Origin of the sequence: Limnohabitans sp. (assembly GCF_034680285.1) — a bacterium.
GTDB lineage: Bacteria > Pseudomonadota > Gammaproteobacteria > Burkholderiales > Burkholderiaceae_C > Limnohabitans_A.
Genome location: NZ_JAXITC010000010.1, coordinates 72,575 through 95,761, shown reverse-complemented (window position 1 = coordinate 95,761; position 23,187 = coordinate 72,575). Strand labels below are relative to the sequence as shown.

Annotated in this window: 21 protein-coding genes; 9 read left to right on the top strand and 12 right to left on the bottom strand. The window is 59.3% G+C overall.

All coding sequences use genetic code 11. From position 1 onward, the window contains the following. Nucleotides 1–7: 7 nt before the first annotated feature. Nucleotides 8–733: an alpha/beta hydrolase gene (locus SWE17_RS09855; protein ID WP_108311560.1), complete on the top strand. Its 726-nt coding sequence runs from the start codon at nucleotides 8–10 to the stop codon at nucleotides 731–733. Nucleotides 734–736: 3 nt separating this feature from the next. Beyond that, a complete protein-coding gene (locus SWE17_RS09850) occupies nucleotides 737–2,176 on the top strand; it encodes a sulfatase-like hydrolase/transferase (RefSeq protein WP_322992925.1) in 1,440 nt (479 codons plus the stop codon). A gap of 298 nt (nucleotides 2,177–2,474) precedes the next feature. Here the strand turns inward: SWE17_RS09850 and maiA are convergent, their stop codons facing one another. The 4 genes from maiA to SWE17_RS09830 are packed head-to-tail and all read right to left on the bottom strand — an operon-like array spanning nucleotide 2,475 to nucleotide 6,117. Continuing rightward, nucleotides 2,475–3,113 (bottom strand): maleylacetoacetate isomerase, encoded by a 639-nt coding sequence (maiA, locus tag SWE17_RS09845; protein ID WP_322992924.1) that lies wholly within the window; start codon nucleotides 3,111–3,113, stop codon nucleotides 2,475–2,477. Between the two features lie 4 nt (nucleotides 3,114–3,117). Beyond that, nucleotides 3,118–3,831, bottom strand: coding sequence for a fumarylacetoacetate hydrolase family protein (locus SWE17_RS09840; RefSeq protein ID WP_322992923.1), 714 nt, complete (start codon nucleotides 3,829–3,831; stop codon nucleotides 3,118–3,120). Nucleotides 3,832–3,851: 20 nt separating this feature from the next. Next, nucleotides 3,852–4,889 carry a cupin domain-containing protein gene (locus SWE17_RS09835; protein ID WP_322992922.1) on the bottom strand — a complete coding sequence of 346 codons (1,038 nt, stop codon included), beginning with the start codon at nucleotides 4,887–4,889 and terminating at the stop codon, nucleotides 3,852–3,854. 13 nt (nucleotides 4,890–4,902) lie between these two features. Further along, a complete protein-coding gene (locus SWE17_RS09830) occupies nucleotides 4,903–6,117 on the bottom strand; it encodes a 3-hydroxybenzoate 6-monooxygenase (RefSeq protein WP_322992921.1) in 1,215 nt (404 codons plus the stop codon). 208 nt (nucleotides 6,118–6,325) lie between these two features. On the opposite strand from SWE17_RS09830, the gene paaZ reads away from it, so the two are divergent. The 3 genes from paaZ to SWE17_RS09815 all read left to right on the top strand — a co-directional run bounded on the left by paaZ (nucleotide 6,326) and on the right by SWE17_RS09815 (nucleotide 10,298). Beyond that, nucleotides 6,326–8,371, top strand: coding sequence for a phenylacetic acid degradation bifunctional protein PaaZ (gene paaZ, locus SWE17_RS09825; RefSeq protein WP_322992920.1), 2,046 nt, complete (start codon nucleotides 6,326–6,328; stop codon nucleotides 8,369–8,371). A 25-nt stretch (nucleotides 8,372–8,396) separates the two neighbouring features. Further along, the gene (locus SWE17_RS09820; RefSeq protein WP_019426986.1) at nucleotides 8,397–8,801 is read left to right on the top strand and encodes a YkgJ family cysteine cluster protein; all 405 of its coding nucleotides are present in this window, start codon (nucleotides 8,397–8,399) and stop codon (nucleotides 8,799–8,801) included. Between the two features lie 234 nt (nucleotides 8,802–9,035). Then, nucleotides 9,036–10,298 (top strand): hypothetical protein, encoded by a 1,263-nt coding sequence (locus SWE17_RS09815; RefSeq protein ID WP_322992919.1) that lies wholly within the window; start codon nucleotides 9,036–9,038, stop codon nucleotides 10,296–10,298. A 131-nt stretch (nucleotides 10,299–10,429) separates the two neighbouring features. Here SWE17_RS09815 and rpoD read toward each other — a convergent pair whose 3' ends face one another. Beyond that, nucleotides 10,430–12,820, bottom strand: coding sequence for an RNA polymerase sigma factor RpoD (rpoD, locus tag SWE17_RS09810; protein ID WP_416235004.1), 2,391 nt, complete (start codon nucleotides 12,818–12,820; stop codon nucleotides 10,430–10,432). On the opposite strand from rpoD, the gene SWE17_RS09805 reads away from it, so the two are divergent. Further along, nucleotides 12,726–12,971, top strand: coding sequence for a hypothetical protein (locus SWE17_RS09805; RefSeq protein WP_322992917.1), 246 nt, complete (start codon nucleotides 12,726–12,728; stop codon nucleotides 12,969–12,971). The genes rpoD and SWE17_RS09805 overlap by 95 nt on opposite strands. Nucleotides 12,972–13,248: 277 nt before the next feature. Here SWE17_RS09805 and mog read toward each other — a convergent pair whose 3' ends face one another. Then, nucleotides 13,249–13,851 (bottom strand): molybdopterin adenylyltransferase, encoded by a 603-nt coding sequence (gene mog, locus SWE17_RS09800; protein ID WP_322992916.1) that lies wholly within the window; start codon nucleotides 13,849–13,851, stop codon nucleotides 13,249–13,251. Then, entirely contained in the window at nucleotides 13,844–14,503 is a 660-nt protein-coding gene (yjgA, locus tag SWE17_RS09795) for a ribosome biogenesis factor YjgA (RefSeq protein WP_322992915.1), read from the bottom strand. The genes mog and yjgA overlap by 8 nt, the downstream gene beginning before the upstream one ends. Before the next feature lie 115 nt (nucleotides 14,504–14,618). On the opposite strand from yjgA, the gene pmbA reads away from it, so the two are divergent. Further along, entirely contained in the window at nucleotides 14,619–16,016 is a 1,398-nt protein-coding gene (gene pmbA, locus SWE17_RS09790; RefSeq protein WP_416235002.1) for a metalloprotease PmbA, read from the top strand. Nucleotides 16,017–16,029: 13 nt separating this feature from the next. After that, nucleotides 16,030–16,920 carry a DMT family transporter gene (locus SWE17_RS09785; RefSeq protein WP_322992913.1) on the top strand — a complete coding sequence of 297 codons (891 nt, stop codon included), beginning with the start codon at nucleotides 16,030–16,032 and terminating at the stop codon, nucleotides 16,918–16,920. 12 nt (nucleotides 16,921–16,932) lie between these two features. Here SWE17_RS09785 and SWE17_RS09780 read toward each other — a convergent pair whose 3' ends face one another. Together SWE17_RS09780 and rpsU are read right to left on the bottom strand one after the other, a co-directional pair. Continuing rightward, on the bottom strand, nucleotides 16,933–17,379 hold the full coding sequence (locus SWE17_RS09780; protein WP_322992912.1) for a GatB/YqeY domain-containing protein: 447 nt from the start codon (nucleotides 17,377–17,379) through the stop codon (nucleotides 16,933–16,935). A 107-nt stretch (nucleotides 17,380–17,486) separates the two neighbouring features. Then, nucleotides 17,487–17,699, bottom strand: coding sequence for a 30S ribosomal protein S21 (rpsU, locus tag SWE17_RS09775; protein ID WP_019428257.1), 213 nt, complete (start codon nucleotides 17,697–17,699; stop codon nucleotides 17,487–17,489). A 319-nt stretch (nucleotides 17,700–18,018) separates the two neighbouring features. On the opposite strand from rpsU, the gene SWE17_RS09770 reads away from it, so the two are divergent. Then, complete coding sequence (locus tag SWE17_RS09770) at nucleotides 18,019–20,250, top strand: patatin-like phospholipase family protein (protein ID WP_322992911.1); 2,232 nt, start codon at nucleotides 18,019–18,021, stop codon at nucleotides 20,248–20,250. On the opposite strand, the gene SWE17_RS09765 is transcribed toward SWE17_RS09770, so the two are convergent. From SWE17_RS09765 to ybiB, 3 genes are read right to left on the bottom strand one after another with little or no spacing between them, the layout of a single operon-like run. Beyond that, nucleotides 20,240–21,460, bottom strand: a complete 1,221-nt coding sequence (locus SWE17_RS09765; RefSeq protein ID WP_322992910.1) for an NAD(P)/FAD-dependent oxidoreductase — start codon at nucleotides 21,458–21,460, stop codon at nucleotides 20,240–20,242. The genes SWE17_RS09770 and SWE17_RS09765 overlap by 11 nt on opposite strands. Nucleotides 21,461–21,504: 44 nt before the next feature. Then, entirely contained in the window at nucleotides 21,505–22,287 is a 783-nt protein-coding gene (gene cobA, locus SWE17_RS09760; RefSeq protein WP_322992909.1) for a uroporphyrinogen-III C-methyltransferase, read from the bottom strand. Continuing rightward, nucleotides 22,284–23,183, bottom strand: coding sequence for a DNA-binding protein YbiB (gene ybiB / locus SWE17_RS09755; protein WP_322992908.1), 900 nt, complete (start codon nucleotides 23,181–23,183; stop codon nucleotides 22,284–22,286). The genes cobA and ybiB overlap by 4 nt, the downstream gene beginning before the upstream one ends. Between the last annotated feature and the right edge of the window lie 4 nt (nucleotides 23,184–23,187).

Sequence of the window (23,187 nt, the reverse complement as noted above, 5' to 3'; positions counted from 1 at the left end):
GACTTGAATGAGCACATTTGTCCTGATTCATGGTGGTTGGCATGGGGGCTGGTGCTGGCGCAAGGTCGCTAAAAATTTGCGAACTGCAGGGCATGAGGTGTTCGCGCCTAGCCTGACTGGCATGGGTGAGCGCGAACACTTGTGGACCCCAGAAGTGGGATTGTCCACACACACCCAGGATGTTTTGAATTTGATTCATTTTGAAGAGTTAAGCCAAATCATCTTGGTAGGCCACAGCTATGGGGGCACGATCATGACGCTTGTGGCGGATCAAATTGCTGTCCAAATCGATGCGCTTGTTTATGTTGATGGGGTCATTCCCGAAGAGGGCGTATCGGGATGGATGGCATTTCCCGAGCAACGCAGGTCCGACATGCTTGCTGACGCGAAAAAGCTAGGCGGCGAGCGCATACCTTCACCTGACCCATCGATTTGGGGTGTGACTGAAGCCCAAGATGTAGCTTGGCTGCGTGCGCTTTGTTCGCCGCATCCCCTCAAGACAATGCTGGATGTGCCTCAATTGGGCCAGGCTTGGACCCGTGTTCGTAGCAAGCACTACATTTTGGCGGGCATGAACAACAACCCACGCTTTCGAACGCACTTCAACTCGGCGCAAAGCCAAGCCGACTGGACCACCGAGGTCATTGATGGGGGCCATGATTTGATGGTCACACACCCTAATGAACTCAGCAACGCGCTGGATCGGGTTGCCCGAAGCGCCCGAGAGCATTAATCAATGACATCTGATCGCCACAACACATTGATTTTGCTCACCGACGAACAAGATGCGCTGGTGATGGGGTGCGCTGGACACCCATTTGTCAAGACCCCCCATCTTGATGCGCTTGCAGCCCGAGGTACGCGATTCACCCAAGCCCTCACACCTTCGCCCATCTGCGTCCCTGCACGGGCCGCGTTGGCCACTGGGCGCTGGGTGCATGACATCGCCTATTGGGATAACGCCATGGGCTATGACGGACGTGTGGCCGGTTGGGGGCATGCACTGCAAGTTGCTGGTCACTGCGTGGAGTCGATTGGCAAATTGCACTATGTCAATGCCACTGCACCCACTGGCTTTAGCAAGCAGCACGACCCCTTGCATCTGGCCGATGGCATCGGTCAGGTCTGGGGCTCGGTGCGCAACCCCTTGCCCAGCACGCCCCGCCCATCGCGGCTGTTCACCGAACTGGGTGCCGGGGAGTCCAGCTACAACCGGTATGACATCTCGTCGGCAGAGCACGCAGCGCAGTGGCTGCATGACAAGGCCGCCGAGAAAGAAGCTGCGCCATGGACCTTGTTCGTCGGTTTCGTCGCGCCACATTTCCCGCTCGTCGTGCCACAGCACTACCTAGATCAAATCAACTTGTATGCTATTCCTGACCCTCGGCTACATCCGCTCAGCGGCTACCAACGTCACCCTTGGGTGCAGCGGCATGCGGATTTTTCAAATGCAGACGATGAGTTGGGCACACCTGAGCGCCGCCGCTTGGCTTTGGCTTGCTATTACGCTTTGACATGCTTCATTGACGAGCAAATCGGCAAAGTGCTTCAAGCGCTTGGACAAACCGGTTTGCAAGCATCCACCCGAGTGATCATGAGCAGCGATCATGGCGACAACCAAGGTGTGCGCGGGATGTGGAACAAATCAACGCTCTACCGCGAAGCCACCCATATCCCGTTGATCTTGGCTGGACCGGGAATCCCGGAGGGCAAAGTCTGTGCCACCCAAGTTAACCTGATCGATATCGCCCCGACCGTGCTTGACAACGCGAACCTGCCCGCAGACCCCACGCTGCCGGGACGATCGCTGGTGGCGATTGCCAACGAGAAAGATGATTCAGAGCGTATCGGCTTCAGTGAGTACCACGCCGTAGGCTCCTCCAGTGCAGCTTATCTGGTGCGACAAGGCCAGTGGGCGTATCACCACTATGTGGGCTACGAACCAGAATTGTTTGACATGGCGGCCGATCCAGGCCAAACCGTTGACCTCGCCGCTAAGGATGGCTATCAGCCGATCCGCAAACACATGGAATCGCTTTTGAATCACATGCTTGACCCGGAAGTTGCTGACCAGAACGCCAAGGCCGATCAAGACGCGTTGGTCGCGCGATTCGGTGGCCGGGAAGCCGCTTTGGGCAAAGGCCCCATGGGCGCAAGCCCAGTGCCGTTAATCTGACGTAGGCTATACGAAGCGTAAACATGGCCAAGTCGATGGCCTCGACTCTAGGGTGGCCCGAATTTTGTGTAAATGGGGCGAGTGTTAAACCGTTGTCGTCCGTACTCCAAATTGGAGGATCACAGGTAGTGACCGCTTTGGAGAAATCCACCTCAGTTTTCAACACCTCACGAAAGACATATCGCCACGTCTATGTCTTTAACGATGTAAAGTTAAATGGCCGCTTCCGCTGCAAAGCAGTAATCGCTTGCCAGCGAACCAACAAAACAAGGGCCCCGAAGGGCCCTTGTTTTGTTGCTCAGCCAGCATCAGGCTGCTGATTCGGCGCAGCCTTTTGAAAGGCCTCAAGTTCCATGCAAGCTTTATCCACTGCCGTGATGTGTGGCCATTTCGTCATGTCCACGTTGAAGCGCCGTGCGCTTTCAACTTGGGGAACCAAATACACATCGGCCAGAGTGGGTGTGTCGCCAAAGCTGAAGCGCCCGCGCGTTTTGTCAGCCGCAATCAGCGCTTCATAGGCGTTAAAACCCTCGCTGATCCAGTGACCGCACCAAGCGTTGATGGCGTCTTCGTTGGCGCCAAATTGTTTGCGCAAGGTTTGCAAAATGCGGCGGTTGTTGATCGGGTGGATGTCGCAACCCACCATGGCCGCCAGGGCTCGAACATGGGCCCGCGCTTCTGCGCTTGTGGGCAGCAAGGCGGGGGTCGGGTATTTTTCTTCCAGCCACTCGATGATGGCAGGGGACTGGATCATCACCTGCTCGCCTGTGTCCAAGGCAGGCACCAAGCCTTGTGGGTTGATGGCCTTGAAGGCATCTTTTTGCTGCTCGTCTACCCGCAGATCCACTGCCACGTAGTCGGAGGCGATTCCTTTGAGATTCAGGGCAATGCGCAGGCGGTGGGAGGTGCCGCTTCTGAAAAAACTGTACAACTTCATGGTCTTACTCCGCAGCGCCGATCGTTAGGGCCAACTCGGCCACGCCTTCTACCCGACCTGTGATTTTGTCACCGGTTACCACCGCGCCCACACCTTCGGGTGTGCCGGTGTAGATCAGGTCGCCGGGCTGCAGGTGGTAGTAGGTGGACAAGTCGGCGATGATTTCTCGGATGTTCCAGATCAGCTTGTCCACGTTGGACGACTGCTTGGTTTGGCCATTCACTTCCAAAGCAATCGCGCCGTTTTCGATCACCACGCCAGGCATGGGCACGATCTCTGAGCAGACCGAGCCTTGCTCGATGTCTTTGCCCGTGTCCCAAGGGCGGCCTTTGTCACGCGCCACCAGCTGGAGGTCGCGGCGCGTCATGTCCAGGCCTGCGGCGTAGCCATAGACCAATTCATGCGCGTTGGCTTCGCTCACACGGAAACCGGCTTTGCCAATGGCCAGCACCAGCTCCATCTCGAAGTGGTAGTTGTTGGTGCGGGGTGGGTAGGCCACTACGGCAGCAGCATCTACGCCGGTTTCGACCAAGGTCTGCGGCGACTTGGTGAAGTAGAAAGCCTGCTCGACGCTCTTGTCAACCGGGCGGCCCATTTCGACAGCGTGTGCGTGGTAGTTGCGGCCCACACAAAAGATGCGGTTGATGGGGAAGCGCTCGGTTTTGCCACGGATGGGCAGGGATTGAACGGTGGGTGGCGTGAAGAGGTAAGAAGTCATGGGTTCCATTGAAAGAAAAATCAACCGCGGTTTTCGTAGACACCGAGCTTGCGGTGCAAAGGCGATTCGTCGGCGATGAAGACGAAGGCGGGTTTATCTGCCTGAAGGTTGGTCAATGTCACGGCTTCGTAGCCGGGGGCGCAGCAGGTGTCGGCCTCAAGCAGGGTGAATGTGCTGGTCACGATTTGCGCTTGTACCGAGCCCTCGATGACATGGAAGACCTGCGCGGGCGAGCGAGCAGGCAAACGCAGGGTCTGGCCGGGGCGCAGCATGAGGGCGTAAAAGCCCAAAATGTTTTCGGCATCACCTCCCGTCTCGGGGTTGGTGTAAGTGACCTGCACTTGTTCGAGATCCGCATCGTCAGCGGCCAATGATTCGAGCGCGGCCTTGGCGTCTTTCCAAGCGTAGCGCAGCATGGGGTAGGCCTTCTTGCTGCGCTCAAACACATGGCTGGGCACCACACCGCCACGGGCGTACTGCTTGTCGCCTTGGCCGGGCACCACAGTCTGGCGGTCGCCGTTGATGTGGTAACTGGCTTCCATGTAATAGACCAAGGGCAGGTCCAGCACATCCAGCCAGATCACCGGCTCGGTACCGTCGTGGCCGTGTTCGTGCCACAGGCCTGTGGGTGTGAGGATCAAGTCGCCCCTGCTCATGGGGCATTTCTCGCCGTCCACCGTGGTCCAAGCGCCTTCGCCTTCCACCACCATGCGCACCGCGTTGGGTGTGTGGCGGTGGCTGGGGGCCCATTCGCCGGGCATGAGCAGTTGCATGCCCAAATACATGGCAGCACTGGCCTGCATTTTGTCTAGGCCATGCCCCGGGTTGGCCAGCACCAGCACGCGGCGCTCGGCTTTTTCAATCGGGGTGAGTTCGCCCGCTTTGAGCAGCAGCGGCTTGATGTCTTGGTAAGCCCAGCAAGTGGGCTGGGTTTGGCGCGTGGGCACCTTGGGCGGCAGCACGCCGCGCAGGCTGGGCCACAGGGGCACCAGGTTCACCTTGCGCAGGTCCTGCACATAGTCGGGGGGCAGGTCTTCGATTCGGCCGAGGTCGTTCATGGGGTGTCTCCTGTTATGCCTTGAGTTTTGCTGCGTCGAGGCAGTTGCCCACGTTCCAGCCATACAGCCACTCCATCGCATCATAAAAGCGCTCGGGGCTGCGGCCGCGCCACAGGTCATTGCGCACCAGGCGCTCCACGCCTTTGGCGTGGTAGATGCGGCCCATCTCGCGGCTCGACAACACAATGCGCGCCGTGCGGGCCACACGGGCGCGTTGGTACATGTCCAGCGCCTTGGGCCAATCGTTGTGGTGCGTGCGCAGGGCTTCGCCCAAAGTCACGGCGTCTTCCATGGCCATGCAAGCGCCTTGCGCCATGTACTGCGTGGTGGGGTGGGCTGCGTCGCCCAGCAGGGTCACGCGGCCATAGGTCCATTGGCCAATCGGCTCGCGGTCGGCGGTGGCCCAGCGCTTCCAGGTTTTGGGCAGGTCGATCAACTGGCGCGCTTTGGGGCAAATGCCCTGGAAGTAACTTTGCACTTCTTCCTTGCTGCCTTCGGTCACGCCCCATTCTTCTTGCTGGCGGCTGTGAAAGGTCACCACCACGTTGTACTGCTCACCGCCACGCAGGGGGTAATGCACCAAGTGGCAGTTGGGGCCGACCCAGATGGCCGCACCGTTCCATTGCAGGTCTTCGGGAAAGTCTTTTTTGTCGACCACGGCGCGGTACACCACATGGCCGGTCACGCGGGCCGGGTCGCCCACAAATTGCTCGCGCACCACCGACTTCACGCCATCGGCCCCAATCAAAGCGCAGCCTTGAAAAGCCTTGCCGTTTTGGTCCCACACGGTCACGCCCGCGTCGTCTTGCTCAATGCGCACCACCCGCGTGCTGGTGTGGAACTGCACCTGGCCGGTATCACGCGCGCCTTCGAGCAGTGACAAATGCACATCGGCGCGGTGGATCACGGCGTAAGGGTTGCCAAAGCGTTGGCGGAACTTTTCATCGGTGGGGATCTTGCCGACTTGGTACTCGTCGATCGCGTCGTGCATCACCATGTAATCGGTGTACACCGCACGGCCTCGGGCCTTGTCGCCAATGCCCAAAGCGTCAAAGGCGTGAAAAGCGTTGGGGCCGAGCTGGATGCCTGCGCCGATCTCGCCGATTTCGGGGGCTTGTTCGAGCACAGTGACCTGAAAGCCCTGACGTACCAAAGCCAGGGCGGCGGCCAAGCCGCCAATGCCACCGCCCGCGACGATGACGGGGAGTTGAGACGATGCATTGCTCATGCAGGCTCCAGCCAATGAAGTTAAAAAGTGAAGAGATTATATGCATGCATATTAATTTGGCAAATCCATCTTCATGGACTTGTTGACGGGTGAAAACCCTAGGGGAACTGGTCCGGTGGTGAGGCTGACAAAGCGACTAAAATTCCCCGACCGATCGGTTGGTTAATTCTTCCAGAACGGGTTTGAACCTCACAGAAAGCGTCTTCCCATGTCCCAAGTCCTGCAAAGTTTCATCGGTGGCCAATGGATCGGCCAGCAAGGCGCGCAAAACTTGCGCAGCGCCATCAACGGTGCCACGGTATTCCAAACCCATGCCGAGGCGATTGATTTTGGTGACGCGGTGCACTACGCCCGCACCGTGGGCCTGCCCAATTTGCTCAAGCTGGATTTTCAAGAACGCGCTCAGCGCCTGAAGGCCCTGGCCAAATACCTGGGTGAGCACAAAGAGCAGCTTTACGCCATCTCGGCCCACACAGGCGCGACACGCGCTGACAGCTGGGTGGACATCGAAGGCGGCGCGGGCACGCTGTTTGCCTATTCGGGCATGGGCAGCAACGAGCTGCCCAGTGGCAACCTGATCCACGAAGGCCCGGCCTTCCCATTGGGAAAAAAAGGCGGCTTTGCGGGCACGCACATCTTGGTGCCGCGTGGCGGCATCGCGGTGCACATCAACGCCTTCAATTTCCCCATCTGGGGCCTCTTGGAAAAGTTCGCGCCCAGTTTCTTGGCCGGCATGCCTTGCATCGGCAAACCCGCTTCATCCACCAGCTACCTGACCGAAGCCATGGTGCGTTTGGTCGAGCAATCGGGCATCTTGCCTGCCGGTTCGCTCCAGCTGGTGATCGGCTCCACGGGTGACCTGCTCGACCGCCTGAATGGCCAAGACGTGGTCACCTTCACCGGCTCGGCCGACACCGCCGCCATGCTGCGTGTGCACCCCAATGTGGTCAAGCACAGCATCCCCTTTAATGCAGAAGCCGACTCGCTCAACTGCGCCATCCTCGCGCCCGATGTGACGCCCGATGACGAAGAGTTTGATTTGTTTGTGAAAGAAGTCGCCCGCGAGATGACCGTAAAGGCGGGCCAGAAGTGCACCGCGATCCGCCGCACCATCGTGCCACGCCAGCACCTCGATGCTGTCGCTGAAAAGCTCAAGGCCCGTTTGGCCAAAGTGGTGGTGGGCGACCCGTCGGTCGAAGGCGTGAAGATGGGGGCGCTGGCCTCCCATTCGCAACAAGCCGACGTGGCCGAGCGTGTGGCATTGCTGTGCCAAAGCGCCGAGCTGGTGTTTGGCGGCGGCGTTGATTTCAATCCCGTGGGGCAGGGCGTCGAAGGCGGCGCCTTCTTCCAGCCCACGCTGCTGCTGTGCCAAAAGCCGCTACAAACCGACAGCGTGCACGACGTGGAAGCCTTTGGCCCAGTCAGCACGCTCATGGCGTATGACGGCATTGACGAAGCCCTGCAACTGGCCGCACGCGGCCAAGGCAGCTTGGTCGGCACGCTGGTCACCAAAGACCCGCAAATCGCGGCCCGCGTGATTCCGGTGGCCGCCGCCTTGCACGGCCGCTTGCACATCCTCGACCGCGAATCGGCGGTCGAATCGACCGGCCACGGCTCGCCCCTGCCGCCGCTCAAACACGGTGGCCCCGGCCGCGCAGGCGGCGGTGAAGAGCTGGGTGGCATCCGCGCCGTCAAGCACCTGATGCAACGCACCGCGCTGCAAGGCTCGCCCACCATGATCGCCGCCGTCACGGGCGAATACATGCGCGGCGCCAAACTGATCGAGACCGAAGTCCACCCCTTCCGCCGCCATTTTGAAGACCTGCAAATTGGCGAGAGCTTGCTCACCCACCGCCGCACCGTGGGCGAGGCCGACATCGTGGCCTTTGGCGGCCTGTCGGGCGACTATTTCTACATGCACTTCGACGAAATCGCCGCCAAAGACTCGCCATTTGGCAAGCGCATCGCGCACGGTTACTTCGTGTTGTCTGCTGCGGCGGGTTTGTTTGTTTCGCCTGCGCCTGGCCCGGTGCTGGCCAACTACGGCCTCGACACCCTGCGCTTCGTCAAGCCCGTGGGCATTGGCGACACCATCCAGGCCCGACTGACGGCCAAGCGCAAGATCGACCGCAACAAAAAAGACGCCAACGGCGTGGGCCAAGGCGTGGTCGCTTGGGACGTGGAAGTGACCAACCAGCTGGGCGAGGTTGTGGCCAGCTACGACATCCTGACGCTGGTGGCCAAGAAGGGCTGAGGCGCATGCGGGGATAATCTCTCGCATGAGATCCCCCATTGCCGTTGTTGACGTTGACCGTTGTGAAACTTGGACCCGCTACAAAGCGGGTTTGTGCGACACCTGTGCGGCCAACTGCTGCACCATGCCGGTCGAGGTCAAGATGGCCGATTTGGTGCGGCTGGGCATGGTCGATCCATTTGAGGCCGAGCACGATGACCCCAAGCAGATCGCCAAGCGCCTGAGCAAAGCGGGCTTGATTGACCACTTTAATTTTAAAAACAGCATCTTCAGTTTGGCGCGGCGTGCCAGTGGTGACTGCCATTTGCTCGACGCCAAAACGCGTCGCTGTACCGTTTACGACAAGCGGCCCAACACATGCCGTTTGCACCCCCAGGTGGGGCCTCGCCCCAACCATTGCCCCTACGGTAACAAAGCCCAATCGCGTTGATGGCCTCTTTAATTGGCCTTTTGGCTTTGGCTCTAATGTCCTTGCGCAGTCTCTAGGCTCCCCTCGCTGGAGCGGCTGTTGAGCCTCCCTTCTACAGCAAAGCTAAAATGGGGCAAACTTCTTCAGGTAACAGACCCCATGGATCCACAACATTACATCTCCAAATGTCATGCTGAGCTTAAAAGCGCAGTGGCAGCCTTGGGGGGGGACTCTGCATCGCCTCGCCTCGAGAGCATGGCCGAATTGATCATTCAGTCGATGACGGGGCCATGGCGGTCATTCCACACGCCAGAACATATCTTCGAAGTCGGCGCCGGTGGAGCGCCCGTGGAAGTCGTAGCGGCCCTTTTCCATGACCTCGTGTATGCCCAAGTGGATTCCGGTATCCATGTGAACTTGGCACGCTATGTCGCGCCCTATGTCCGCGAGACTGACAAAGGTTTGGTGATCGATCCGATGGACGATGCACCCGCGCAAGACTTGGAGATGGTGATGACACTGTTTGGCTTTGCGAGAGGGCAAGTTTTGTCGCCCTTCGCGGGCCTCAATGAGTTCCTCAGTGCCTTATTGGCTGTTCGTGTCTTGGAAGGCGTTCTGTCTAAACCGGTGTGCGCACAGATTGCCGCATGCATTGAGGCGACAGTGCCATTTCGCGGTCCGCAGCCGGATGGCAAGAGCTGTTCACAACTCTTGCTTGAACGCTTGAAGCAGGCGAACCAAAACCATGCGTTGGGTCTGGACGATGCAGCCTGTTTGGACACCATCCTTATGGGTGTTCGGGTGGCCAACCGTGACATTGGCAATTTCGCCAGTGAACACCCCTCAGAGTTCTTGAACAACACTTGGAACTTGATCCCCGAGACCAACCATGATCTGGTCAGCACCAACACTTACACCGTCAAGGGCTACCGCATTTCTTTGCAAAAGATGGAAGGTTTCTTGGGTTTCTTGCAACCGGCCGCTGTGTTCAGACAGTTTGCTGATGAGCCCTCGACTGAAGAGCATCAGCGCCGACTGGATTTGACCTTGCGCAATCTGGAAGTGGCAAGGCTTTATTTGCGTCTCAAGTTGGTGTCCATCACTTTGCTTGAATCCTTGTCCCTGAGCTTGGGTGAAGAAGTTTCTTTGTCTTCTATCATGGGCAAATTGCCGGGCAAGATGGATTTCCCGATTCAATTTGAAAATTACCTCCCGCACATTGCCAACCCTTACCAAGCACGAGATCGCCAAGAGGAAATCGTCATGGATTTGCTGGAAACGGGGCGATCGGCCGAGTCCGTTCACGATACGCGCCACTCACCGGTGGCCAGTTATTTGGTGAAATCGTTGGGCATACCGGCCAGCATGCAATTGCTCGATCATGCGCGTGCCTACTATGCTGGAAAACTCAGTGGCGATGAGTTGCTGGCTCAAACAGATCCCCAGGTGGTTCAGGGCCTGCGCAAGGCCATGGTCGAAGTGTTTGAGCGACGAGCTGAGATGTTTCGCATGGTTTGAGATGGATGATGCCCTGGCTCAACAGCCGGGCAGTCAGGCCAAAGGCGCTTTGAACCTCAATAGGTTTTGAGCGCAAAAAAAGCCTCCTTGCTTTGCAGCAAGGAGGCTTTGGTTTTTGCAGACTGCTTGACTTACATCGTGTCGATGAAACTGCGCAGCTTGTCTGAGCGGCTGGGGTGTTTGAGCTTGCGCAGCGCCTTGGCTTCGATCTGGCGGATGCGTTCGCGGGTCACGTCAAACTGCTTGCCCACTTCTTCTAAAGTGTGGTCGGTGGACATCTCGATGCCGAAACGCATGCGCAGCACTTTGGCTTCGCGGGGCGTGAGACTGTCCAAGATGTCTTTGACCACATCACGCAGACCCGCTTGCAATGCCGCGTCGATGGGCGCAGTGTGCGTGCTGTCTTCGATGAAGTCACCCAAATGGCTGTCGTCGTCGTCACCGATCGGCGTTTCCATGGAGATTGGCTCTTTGGCGATCTTCATGATCTTGCGGATCTTGTCTTCCGGAATCTCCATCTTCTCGGCCAGGATGGAGGCATCGGGCTCAAAGCCGAATTCCTGCAAGTGCTGACGCGAGATGCGGTTCATCTTATTGATCGTCTCGATCATGTGCACCGGGATGCGGATCGTGCGGGCCTGGTCTGCAATGGAGCGGGTGATGGCCTGACGGATCCACCAAGTCGCGTAGGTCGAGAACTTGTAGCCACGGCGGTATTCGAACTTGTCCACCGCCTTCATCAAACCGATGTTGCCTTCTTGGATCAAGTCCAGGAACTGCAGGCCGCGGTTGGTGTACTTCTTGGCGATCGAGATCACCAGGCGCAAGTTGGCCTCGATCATCTCTTTCTTGGCATCGCGTGACGAGCGCTCACCTGCGTTCATGCGCTTGTTGATGTCTTTGAGTTCATCCAAGGGCACCACCACCTGCGATTGCAAGTCCATCAGCTTTTGCTGCAGGTCTTGCACAGGCGGGATGTTGCGGCCCATGACGGCACTCCAGCTCTTACCAGCAGCGGCTTGTTTTTCAATCCACTTGAGGTTGAGCAACTGCGACTCCACACGCTTGCCGTTCTTATCGCGGCCGCTGAAATCGGCAATGAAGTTGTCCTGTGGGTAACCGCACTTGTCCACGATGATGCGGCGCAACTCGCGTTCTTTTTTGCGCACATCGTCCACTTGGCCGCGCACCATGTCGCATAACTTCTCGATGGTCTTGGCCGTGAAACGGATGGTCATCAGCTCTTCGGACAGGGCGGACTGGACCTTGATGTAAGCAGGTGTGCCCCAGCCTTCTTTGTCGTACACCTTGTGCACTTTTTCAAAGTATTCGGTGATGCGGTCAAAGCGCTCCAATGCCTGATTTTTCAGCTCTTCGAGCTTCTTGGTCAGGGCTTTGGAGCCGCCTTTGCCATCGTCATCGTCGGCTTCGTCAAATTCGTCGAAATCTTCTTCGGCCACGTAGTCATCGGCTTCGTTCAGGTTGGCGAAACCGTCCACCACGGTGGAGATCACAACCTTGCCTTCGCGGATTTCGTTGGCCATGCGCAAGATTTCGGCGATGGTGGCAGGGGACGCGCTGATCGCGGCCATCATGTCCATCAAGCCGCCTTCGATGCGCTTGGCAATTTCGATTTCGCCTTCGCGGGTCAGCAGTTCCACGGTGCCCATTTCACGCATGTACATGCGGACGGGATCGGTGGTGCGGCCAAATTCGCTGTCCACGGTGGACAGGGCGGCTTCGGCGGCTTCTTCTGCTTCCTCTTCGGTCGAGCCGGTGGGCGCGTTATCGGTGATGATCAGGCTTTCGGCGTCGGGCGTTTGCTCGTACACCGCGACACCCAAGTCGTTCAGGGTGGCAATCACCACTTCCAGCGTTTCGGCATCGACCAGTTTGTCGGGCAAGTGGTCGCTGATTTCGCCGTTGGTGAGGTAGCCGCGTGTTTTGCCGAGCTTGATCAGTGCCTTCAAGCGGTCGCGGCGCTGTTTCATTTCGGCTTCGGTCAGGACGGTTTCGTCCAGGCCAAATTCCTTCATCAAGGCGCGTTCTTTGGCCTTGCTGATCTTCATGCGCAGGGGCTTGACCTTTTCGGTCGAATCCGAGCCTGCGTCTACGACAGGTTCGCCTTCCAGATCGGCTTCTATTTCAAGTTCATCTTCGAGGCTCGGCTCGGCGATGCTGCCTTTTTTCTTCGGGCCACGCTTGGCACCGGTCACGACTTTTTTGGCAGCGGGCTTTTTGTCTTCAGCGGGTGCTGACGTCTTGGCTGCTTTGACAGGTTTTTTGACTTCTATCTCGACCACAGCTTCTTTGGCTTTGGGGGTGGTTTTCTTGTCGGTTACTTCAGATTTCTTAGCGGGCACAGATGCGGCTTTCTTCACAGGCTTGACAGGAGAGGCCGGACTTTTCGTTGCGTTGACTTGGCTTGTGACTGCTTTTGCTGCTGGCTTGGCGGTAGCTTTCGATGCCGTTTTGGCTGCAGCTGGCGCTGCAAGCTTGGCAGGCGCTTTGGCCTTGCTCACCACAGGGGCGGGCTTTTTGGCTGGTACTTTGGCAGTCACAGGGCTGCTGGCCTTGGGCTTGGCGACGGGCGCGGGGGCTTTTTTGGCAACAGCGGTCTTGGCAACGGGTTTGGCTTTGGCAGCGGCCTGGGCAGGCTTCTTCGACTTTTGAGCAGGCATGAGCACCTCGGAACATCAAAACAGACAAGGAAACGGACACAGTCAGCGCCAAATACATCCCGGCGCGGGCGTGGGTAAAGACACAGATCAACACCCTACATGGGCGTCAAATCTGCAATGGCAAGATGGAGGGCGAACATTTGGAATGCAGTCCTTGCGGAACGGTGACCTGCCCACATGGGGGTATTGCGCTGATGGCGGTGGTCTAGCCGGAGGTGCTGCTGTCGCTCTTGCCGAAAAAACAGGATTATACCGAAGTGCGGCGCTGATTAACTTTGATGCGTGGGCCGAATGGCTGTTTTTGGGCGAAACGCCTTGCAGACCTCGTCACGGGTTTCCATATAGGGCCCGCCAATCAAATCGACGCAATAAGGTACTGCTGCAAAAATGCCGTGCACCACGGCTTTGCCATCGGCGTCTTTCAGGCCTTCGAGTGTTTCGGCAATCGACTTGGGCTGCCCGGGCAAGTTGATGATCAGGCTCTGGCCCCGAATGACGGCGACTTGGCGCGACAAAATCGCCGTCGGTACAAATTTCAGGCTGATCTGGCGCATTTGCTCACCAAAGCCGGGCATTTCCTTGTCGGCCACAGCCAGCGTGGCTTCGGGGGACACGTCGCGCAGGGCAGGGCCCGTGCCGCCGGTGGTCAGCACCAGGCTGCAACCGGCATCGACCAGCTCGATCAAGGTGGCGCTGATGCGGTCTTTTTCATCGGGAATCAGGCGCGGCTCGAAAGTGATGGGGTTGTGCAGGGCACGGGTCAACCAGTCTTGCAGCGCGGGCAAGCCTTTGTCTTCGTAAACGCCCGTGCTGGCCCGGTCACTGATGGACACGATGCCGATCTTGACCGGGTCAAACTGGGTTTCACTCATCATCAGCTTCCTCGTCAGGGGTGTTGTCACTCTCGCCGCCCGTGAGCACGCTGCGAACCAATTTAAACAGTTCACGGTAAGCGCGGCCTTGGCGCGGGGCCAAGCCTTGCGAGACGGCGGCATTGGTCACAGGCACAGCGTCTTTTCGGGCCTGACGAACCAAGGCGCGCAGCTGTTGGATGTCGGTTTGTGGATAGTGCGAAATCCATTCGTTCACGGCCGCATCGTCGGCGATCAGGCGGTCTCGCCACGCTTCCGCCAAGTGCAGGGCTTGGGTGTCTTTGGCGCTGCCCAGGCGCTGGATGTCGAGGGCTTCGCGCACAGCTTGTAGGGTCTCGGGGCTGAGCAGGCGCATTTGCTTGCCGATGAACTGCATCTGGCGGCGCTTGCCTTCAAAGTTGGTGATGCGCTTGGCTTCGGCCAGGCCATCGACCAGTTTGTCGGGCAGGGACAGACCCTCCATCAGGTCGCGTCGGAGGGTCAGCAAATCTGTGCCCAGTTCTTGCAGTTCGGTGCTTTCTCGCTTGAGTTCGGTGCGGCTGGGGCCATCGAAGCCACCTTTGAGCTCGCGCTTGTACTCCAAGTCAAGCTCGCTGCCTTCGGCAACAAACTGACCGCGGACGAAATAGCCTTTTTTGGGTTTACGGGACATGACTGGGGGAACTCGTTTTCAGATGCAGCGCTGGGGCTAGGTGGCAAGTATCATAGCGGCCACTGCGGGCCCAGCGCCCGCCATTTTTTTTGAGAACACTTCCGTGAAAAGTTCCGTGAAAAAAAACACCCCTGCCACCGCCTCCCATGCGCATGCCCACGACGGCTTCAGCTACTCGCGTGACCATTTTGAAGAGCTGGTCGACATTGCATTGCACCACGCCAAAAAACTGGGCGCTACCAACGCCGGGGCCGAAGCGTCTGAAGGTTGCGGCCTGTCGGTCAGCGTGCGCAAGGGCGAGTTGGAAAACGTCGAGCGCAACCGCGACAAGTCGCTGGGTGTGACCGTCTACGTGGACCACCGCCGTGGCAACGCAAGCACCTCCGACTTTTCCAAGGCAGCGATCGAGCGCACGGTGCAAGCCGCCTACGACATCGCCCGCTTCACCGCCGAAGACCCGACAGCCGGGCTGCCCGACGAGGCCGACATTGAAACGAACCACCGCGATCTGGATTTGTTCCACCCCTGGGCCATCAACAGCGAAGAAGCCGCCCGTATTGCATTGCAGTGCGAAGCCGCCGCCCTGAAGACCAGCCGCCGCATCACCAACAGCGACGGCGCGGCCGTGTCCGCCCAGCAAAGCCATTTTTTCAGTGCCCACACCCACGGTTTTCGTGGTGGTTATGCCAGCTCGCGTCACAGCGTATCGGTGGCGCCCATTGCCAAGCTGCCCGGTCGCAACGCCGAAATGCAGCGTGATGCTTGGTACACCTCGATGCGCTCAGCCGATGAACTGGCCTCGGTTGAGGCGGTGGGGCGTTATGCCGCGGAGCGGGCGTTGTCGCGCTTGGGTGCGCGCAAGATTGCCACGACCGAGTGCCCTGTGTTGTTTGAATCGCCCGTTGCCGCAGGTTTGTTGGGTGGTTTTGTGCAAGCCGTCAGCGGCGGGGCGCTTTACCGCAAGAGCAGCTTCTTGCTGGACTCCTTGGGCAAAAAGGTATTTCCCAAGCACATCGACATCGAAGAGGACCCGTTTGTGCTGAGGGGCAAAGGCAGCTCGCCTTTTGACGACGAGGGCGTGCGCTCGGCACGTCGTCAGGTGGTCAAAGGTGGCCGTGTCGAAGGTTATTTTTTGAGCAGCTACTCGGCCCGCAAACTGGGCATGAAGACCACCGGCAATGCGGGCGGCTCTCATAACTTATCGCTGACTTCACGTCTAACGCAGTCCACCGACGACCTCGACGCCATGTTGCAAAAGCTGGGCACGGGCCTGTTTGTCATCGAGTTGATGGGCCAGGGCGTGAACTACGTGACGGGTGACTATTCACGCGGTGCCAGTGGTTTTTGGGTGGAGAACGGCCAGATCGCCTACCCGGTGCACGAGATCACCATCGCAGGCAACCTCAAAGACATGCTCATGGGCATCGAAGCTGTGGGCGCTGACACCTACAACATGGGGGCCAAATCGACGGGCTCCATTTTGGTCAATCGCATGAAACTGGCTGGCAGTTAAGGGGTGCTGCGCTGTGCAGGCTGAACTCTTGGCGGCTCTGGCCGCCTTGTCGTGGGCGGTGGGCAGTTTGTTTTCTGCCGCTGCTTCCAGCCGCATGGGCGCGTTCGCATTTACGCGCTGGCGCTTGTTTTTTGCGCTGACCCTGCTGTGGACGCTGGCGCTGTTCACCGGGCAGTGGCGCACGCTCGACAGCGCGAATGTGGCCCTGCTGGCCTTGTCCGGCTTCATTGGCATCTTCATCGGCGACACCGCGCTGTTTGCCTGCATGAACCGGCTGGGGCCGCGCCGCAGTGGTGTGGTGTTTGCCACACACTCGATTTTTTCCACCTTGCTGGCTTGGTTGTTCCTGGGCGAAACCCTCTGGGGCTGGACCTTGGTGGGGGGTGGTTTGCTGGTCTCGGGTGTGATGGTGGCCATTGTGTGGGGCCGACGCGAGAGTGAAACACATGCTTGGGAAAACACGCGTGGCTCTTTGATGACGGGTGTTTTACTGGGCCTGCTGGCGGCGGTGTGCCAGTCGGTGGCCACCTTGATGATCAAGCCCTTGATGGCCTCGGGGGTGGATGCGGTGGCTGCATCTGCGGTGCGCACCAGCGCCAGCTTTATGGCGCATCTGGCGCTGCTCTGGGCTGGGGCGAAGGTGGCCCAAGTGCAAAACCCCTTGAATGCCAAAACCCTGTTCAACACCTGGGCCAGTGCGGCCGTGGCCATGGCGCTGGGCATGACCTTGATCTTGCAGGCGCTGCACACCGGGCAGGCGAATCTGGTGGGTATTTTCTCGTCGCTCACCCCGATCTTGTTGCTGCCACTTTTGTGGGCCGTGTACCGCCGCCGCCCGGCCTGGGGGGCATGGGGCGGGGCGGTGATGGCGGTGGCCGGGGCTGCGCTGATTTTGCAGGCCTAACCCCTGGAGGCATCAGCCCGCCAGGGCCGCCTTGACGGCTGCCGACACCTGACCCATGTCGGCCTTGCCAGACAGTTGGGCTTTGACGGCGCCCATGACTTTGCCCATGTCGCCTGGGCCTTTGGCGCCCAGCTCGGCCACGATGGCTTGCACGGCGGCTGTGACTTCCTCGGCCGACATGCGTGCGGGCAGGTACGCCAAGAGCACGGCCATTTCGGCCTTTTCCTTGTCGGCCAAGTCCTGGCGTGCTGCTTGTTCAAAAGCAGCGATCGAGTCTTTCCGCTGTTTGATCAACTTGTCGACGATGGCCACGACGGCCACATCGTCGAGCTCAATGCGCTCGTCCACTTCTTTTTGCTTCATGGCCGACAGCAACAAACGGATGGTGCCCAGACGTTCGGCGTCTTTGGCCCGCATGGCGGTTTTCATGTCTTCGGTGATCTGTTCTTTCAGGCTCATGAGAGGCTCCCGGGATGAATGTGGATGGGTACAAATGACAAAGCCCGCCTGAGCGTCCTCTAGCGGGCTTGTTTGCAGACCTGGATCAGGTCAAGCAAAAAGGAAGATCAATACATCTTCTTGGGCAACTGCATGCTGCGCACACGCTTGTAGTGGCGCTTCACGGCGGCTGATTTTTTGCGCTTGCGCTCGGTCGTTGGCTTTTCGTAGAACTCGCGGGCACGCAGGTCTGTCAGCAGGCCGAGTTTCTCGATGGTGCGCTTGAAGCGACGCAGGGCAACGTCAAACGGCTCGTTTTCTTTCACGCGGATGGTGGTCATTGAATCAAATTTTCCAAAAATGTGCCGGCTGCGGAAGCAAGGGAGATCGGGCCCTTGAAACCCAGTTTCGGCGGTTCCCCGTCACGAACTAGTATTTGGCAGACGGGGGATTTGCCAGCAAAGCCTGAGATTATAGCGCCTGCAGAAATGGTGCGGGGCGACTTTGTGCGTTCTCCATGCAACTTGGGCCAAATGTTCCAACGGGTCGGTTGACGGTCTATGTACCTTCAGCACTGGCAGCGGGGCGAATACCTAAAATGCAACACAAATGAAGCCATTTTTAACCCATTCGCCCAGCCACCTGACCCGAATACACCCCTTGGCCGCTCTTGTTTTGGCTTTGATGAGCCCTTGGTGCTGGGGGCAGTCAGCGTTGGTCGTGCCATCACCAGCCCCCTCGGTGGTGGTGGTTCTTGCTGGGGGTGGTGCCAAGGGCTTTGCGCACTTGGCCGTCCTGCGGCAGCTGGAGCGGGATGGCATTCCCATCGCCCGCATTGTGGGCACCAGCATGGGGGCTGTCGTGGGGGGCTTGTATGCCAGCGGCATGAGTACCGACGAGATCGAACGCATGGTGGGGGGGCTTGACCCATCCACAGTGGCGCTGGACCAACTCAATCGGCTGGAGTTGCCCTCGCGCACCCGGGCCTACCAACAGAAATACCCGGTTGAGTTGGAGTTCGGCATCAAGGATGGCGGCGTCAGCTTTGCGCGGGGCGTGAGCGATGGCCAGCGGTTTCTGGCGCTTCTGCAAGCCTTGACGGCACATGTGCCACCGAATGTCCACTTCAATAATTTGAAAATCCCGTTTCGTGCCGTGGCCACGCGCTACCGCGATGGCGAGATGAAGGTGTTTGATCAAGGTGCTTTGCACCTGGCCATCCGTGCCAGCATGGCGGCCCCCGCAGTTTTTGCCCCGGTGGAAGTCGATGGCGAGACGTATGTCGATGGTGGCTTGGTCGCCAATTTGCCAATTGAAGTGGCGCTGCTCGAGGGGGCCGATGTGATCGTGGCCTCGTTTTTGGGTGCTGGGGCCGGCGAGGATAAAACAGAAGAGGCCAGCCACGCGCTGGTGGTGGCCAACCGGATGCTGGACATCCTGATTCGTCAAAACGAGAAACGGAACCTGGCCCTGTTGCGCCCCGGTGATGTGCTGGTTCAGCCCGTGGTGCAGGACATCGGCTTTGCCGATTTCAACCGTGCCACCGAAATCGTTCAGCGTGGCCAGCAGGCGGTTGGTTTGGTGCAAGACCGACTGGCGGCGTTGAGTGCTGCAAATGCAGCGCAGCCCTTGCCGGCCACCACCACGCGCCTGTCGTTTGACCAGCGGGAAAAACGCATCGTGGCCATCGAAGCGCAAGGCCACAAGGATGTGTCGGAAAGCTATATCCAAGCCATGCTCGCGCCCCTGTTGGGTCAGGAGTTTTCTGCCCAGCAGGCCGAGCGTTACATGGATGAGCTGTACACCAGCGGTTATTTCGATTTGGTCAGTTACACCCTGGAGCAGCAGCGGGGCGAGCGCTACAAACTGATCGTCAAGGTTCGTGAAAAACCGTACAGCCCCCATTTTTTCAAGAGCACGTTGGGCTTTTCTGCCGAAGTCGACGGCATCACGCAATTCACGGCGGGCTTTGGTTACAGGCGGCCTTGGTTGACCCCTTCGGGTCTGGAGTTCTCTCTGGATGCCCGCTTGGGCACGCAGTCTGAATTGGCCGCTCGTCTGTACCAACCCTTGTCGCGAGGCTGGAGTGTCGAAGCCGGTGCCTCTTGGGACCGCAACTACTTGCCTTTGTACCGAAGTGCCATTTTCAGGGAAGAGGAGGGCACCCAGAAGTTGGCCTATTTCAACCAGACTGTGCAGAGCGTGGATGCGCAATTGGTCTATGACTTTGAGCGCAAGGCGAACATCAAGTTGGGCATCACATCCAGTGCCATTCGCAGAACCTTTGACACCACGACCGATTTGACGGACAGCCAGTCGTCCAGCACCGACTTGGTGAAATACAAAGGCATCAAGACACAGTTTCAGATCGACCAGCTCGACTCCCTGAGCTTTCCGACGCGGGGCTACTTTCTGGGGGCCAGTCTGGAACAAGGGATCTCGGGCTCCCGCTACAGCGGTGGTCGCTTGACCGCCAAATGGGCCCATTCGGTGGGGCCGCATATTGTCAATTTGGGGCTGAATCTGGCACAAGACCGCGTCACGCTCGACTGTGACAACTGCCGCTCACCCAGTCAGTTGATTTTGGGTGGTTTTCAAAACATGGGGGCTTACCGCATGGGGCAATTGGCCGGTGACCAACTGGCGCACTTGCAAACCACCTACATGTACCGTTTGACCGATGGCGGTCTGTTCAAGCAAAAAACCTATGTCGGCACGGTGCTGGAGGCCGGCGACGCTTGGTACAAAACGGATGCGATGCGTTGGCGCTACAGCGGCACGGTCTTTGTTGCGGTGGACAGCAAAATCGGTGACATCTACTTCGGGGCTGCCAGAGGCTCTGGCAGTTCCTACAACCTGTTTTTGCAGTTAGGGCGGAGGTTCAATTACTGACTGCTGTCGGCAACGCCTGGGCGCAGGCATGGCCACTGGCCCACGCCCATTGGAAGTTGTAGCCGCCCAGCCAGCCGGTCACGTCAACCACTTCACCGATGAAGTACAAGCCCGGCTGTTTGGACTCCATGGTCTGCGAAGACAGGTCACGCGTGTCGACCCCGCCCAGCGTCACTTCGGCTTTTTTGTAGCCTTCGCTGCCTGTCGGCGTGAGCGTCCAGCTGGACAGCGCCTCGGCCAGCTTGTTCAAGGCTTTGTCGGGCACTTCGGCGCAGGTGCGTTGCAAAGCCGTATCTTGGCTGACCCAGGCCTCGGCCAGACGGCCGGGCACCAACGCCGACAGCTCGTTGCCCAGCAGTTTTTTGGAGCGCAGCTTGGCTTCCTGCAAACGCTCGGGCAGGTTCACTTCGGGAGCCAGATTCAAACGGATGGGGCTGCCCTCTTGCCAATAGCTTGAAATTTGCAGCACGCCCGGCCCTGACAATCCCCGGTGGGTGAACAGCAAGTCTTCGTCAAACTGCATGCGGGCTTTTTTCTCGCCCGTGCTGATGCCGACGGGCAAGGCCAGGCCCGCCAGCTCGGCATAAGGTGCCCAGGCGGCGCCGTCAAACGTCAAAGGCACCAGGCCCGGTCGGCGCTCGACCAAGCGCAGTCCAAATTGCGTGGCCACCTCATAACCCCAGCCCGTGGCCCCGATTTTGGGAATAGACAAGCCGCCGGTGGCCACTACCAATGAGCGTGTTTGCAGCGGTCCTTGTGCCGTGTCCAGTTCATAGCGGCCATCGGCCAGGTGGCGAACCGCTTGCACGCCACAGCTGCTGCGCAGCGTCACGCCACCTGCATGGCACTCGGCCAACAGCATCCGGATGATGTCTTCGGCCGAGTGGTCGCAAAACAACTGGCCTTTGTGCTTTTCGTGAAAGGCAATGCCGTGTTTTTGCACCAAGTCAATGAAGTCTTGCGGTGTGTAACGCGACAGGGCAGAGCGGCAAAAGTGGGGGTTTTGGCCGATGAAGTGTTTTTGCGGTGCCGATGCATCCAGCAAGCGGTTGGTGAAGTTGCAACGTCCCCCGCCCGAAATGCGGATCTTTTCTGCCAGCTTGTCGCGGTGGTCCAGCACCAGCACTTTCAGACCGCGTTGGCCTGCGACACCGGCACAAAACAAGCCGGCAGCCCCGGCACCCACAATCACAACGTCCCATGTATTCATACTGGGGAGTTTAGTGGGTTGGGCCTTGGGGTCAGGTGGGTGGGTCAAGCTTGTCTTTGTGCAGCGTCCAAGTCCTGAGGTTGCCATGCCCGTGCACCTTGCACCACATCGCCCACCACGATGATGCTGGGGCTGTGCAAGTCTTCGTTTTGCACGGTGGCCACCAACCCCTCCAGGGTGGTCAGGGCTTGGCGCTGTGTGGGCAAGCTGGCGTTTTGCACCACGGCCACGGGCGTGTGGGCAGGCAGACCGCTGAGCAAGCCTTGGCAAATGTGTGCCAGACTGCTCACACCCATGTAGATCACCAGCGTCAGCTTGGCTTGGTGGGCGGTGTGGGCCAGCTGCACCCAGTCGGTGCCCGTGTCACCGGGTTTGGCGTGGCCCGTCACAAACACCACGCCGTGCGCGTGCTCGCGGTGCGTCAGCGGCGCGCCCAGGCTGCTCATGCCCGCCAGGCCCGAGGTGATGCCGTTGACCACCTCCACCTCAATGCCTGCGGCGCGCAGGTGTTCAACCTCTTCACCACCCCGACCAAAGATAAACGGGTCGCCCCCTTTGAGCCGCACCACATGCTCACCTTCTTGCACGGCCGTGATCATCAGCTTGTCGATGAAGGCCTGTGGCGTGCTTTTGCAGCCACCGCGTTTGCCCACGTGCACGATGCGGGCGGTGGGCGAGGCATGGGCCAGCACCGCGTCGTTGACCAAATCGTCCACCAGCAGCACGGTGGCGCTGGCAATCGCGCGGACGGCTTTGAGCGTGAGCAACTCCGGGTCGCCCGGGCCTGCGCCCACCAACGTGCAGCGGCCTGATGTGTGCGTGCTCATGGCTTCACCTCGTGCAGGATGTGCTGCACTTGCAGCGCCAGTGGGGCGGGCACGGGCAATTCACCGCGCAATACCCGCTGGATGTATGCCGCCGTGGCCGCCGCATCGGTTCCGGGCAGGTCGGGCACTTGGGCCAATGGGCCTTCTTGCTGCGCTTGCACGCGCTGGGTTTGGCCGCTTTTGAAAACGTCCATCGCCGGGGTGCGCCGGGCGTCGGCCACGGGCTCGCCCTCGGTGCCGCGCAGCAGCAGGGCGTGTTGCCCGGTCAGCGCAAATGTGGCCGACATGGACTGCAAATATTCTGGGTGCGTGTAGCTGCCCACCACCAAGGCGGGGCTATCGCAGGGGTTCATGAGTTTGACGAGGCTGTGCCCGGGGTTGCGCAAGCCCACCACCCGGCGCACGGCCAGCAGTTTTTCCAGGCCAGCGTTCAGCGCACCCGTGGGCACCAACACCACTTCTTTGGTTGTTACTTGGGCAGATGCGCTGCATGCCGTCACACCCAGCCCGGCCAGCACCGCTTGGCTGCTCACCCGCTTGTCTTCGGTGGCCGTGCCGTGCACCACCACCGCCACACCCTCGCGGGCCAGCAGCAGGGCCAGCAAAGGCGTGAGCACAGGCAGCTTGCGTGCACCGTTGTAACTGGGCAGCACCACGGTGGGGGCGTGATGGGTTTGGACCTTGTTCAGGCGTGCGTGGGTCGCGTCCAAAAAGCCCGCCATCTCTTCGGGCGTCTCGCCTTTGATGCGCATGGCCAGGCAAAACGCACCCAGTTCCAAGTCGCTCACTTGCTGGTCGAGGATCTGGCCCATCAAGTCCGCCGCCTGCTCACGGCCCAGCGCTCGTGCGCCGTCTTTGCCGCGCCCGATGTCTTTGATGTAATGGCCGATTCCCATGCCT

Coding starts and splice junctions, on each gene's coding strand:
- SWE17_RS09855 (WP_108311560.1), top strand. CDS start 8: ATGAGCACATTTGTCCTGATTCATGGTGGTTGGCATGGGGGCTGGTGC.
- SWE17_RS09850 (WP_322992925.1), top strand. CDS start 737: ATGACATCTGATCGCCACAACACATTGATTTTGCTCACCGACGAACAA.
- maiA (WP_322992924.1), bottom strand. CDS start 3,113: ATGAAGTTGTACAGTTTTTTCAGAAGCGGCACCTCCCACCGCCTGCGC.
- SWE17_RS09840 (WP_322992923.1), bottom strand. CDS start 3,831: ATGACTTCTTACCTCTTCACGCCACCCACCGTTCAATCCCTGCCCATC.
- SWE17_RS09835 (WP_322992922.1), bottom strand. CDS start 4,889: ATGAACGACCTCGGCCGAATCGAAGACCTGCCCCCCGACTATGTGCAG.
- SWE17_RS09830 (WP_322992921.1), bottom strand. CDS start 6,117: ATGAGCAATGCATCGTCTCAACTCCCCGTCATCGTCGCGGGCGGTGGC.
- paaZ (WP_322992920.1), top strand. CDS start 6,326: ATGTCCCAAGTCCTGCAAAGTTTCATCGGTGGCCAATGGATCGGCCAG.
- SWE17_RS09820 (WP_019426986.1), top strand. CDS start 8,397: ATGAGATCCCCCATTGCCGTTGTTGACGTTGACCGTTGTGAAACTTGG.
- SWE17_RS09815 (WP_322992919.1), top strand. CDS start 9,036: ATGGCCGAATTGATCATTCAGTCGATGACGGGGCCATGGCGGTCATTC.
- mog (WP_322992916.1), bottom strand. CDS start 13,851: ATGAGTGAAACCCAGTTTGACCCGGTCAAGATCGGCATCGTGTCCATC.
- yjgA (WP_322992915.1), bottom strand. CDS start 14,503: ATGTCCCGTAAACCCAAAAAAGGCTATTTCGTCCGCGGTCAGTTTGTT.
- SWE17_RS09780 (WP_322992912.1), bottom strand. CDS start 17,379: ATGAGCCTGAAAGAACAGATCACCGAAGACATGAAAACCGCCATGCGG.
- rpsU (WP_019428257.1), bottom strand. CDS start 17,699: ATGACCACCATCCGCGTGAAAGAAAACGAGCCGTTTGACGTTGCCCTG.
- SWE17_RS09765 (WP_322992910.1), bottom strand. CDS start 21,460: ATGAATACATGGGACGTTGTGATTGTGGGTGCCGGGGCTGCCGGCTTG.
- cobA (WP_322992909.1), bottom strand. CDS start 22,287: ATGAGCACGCACACATCAGGCCGCTGCACGTTGGTGGGCGCAGGCCCG.
- ybiB (WP_322992908.1), bottom strand. CDS start 23,183: ATGGGAATCGGCCATTACATCAAAGACATCGGGCGCGGCAAAGACGGC.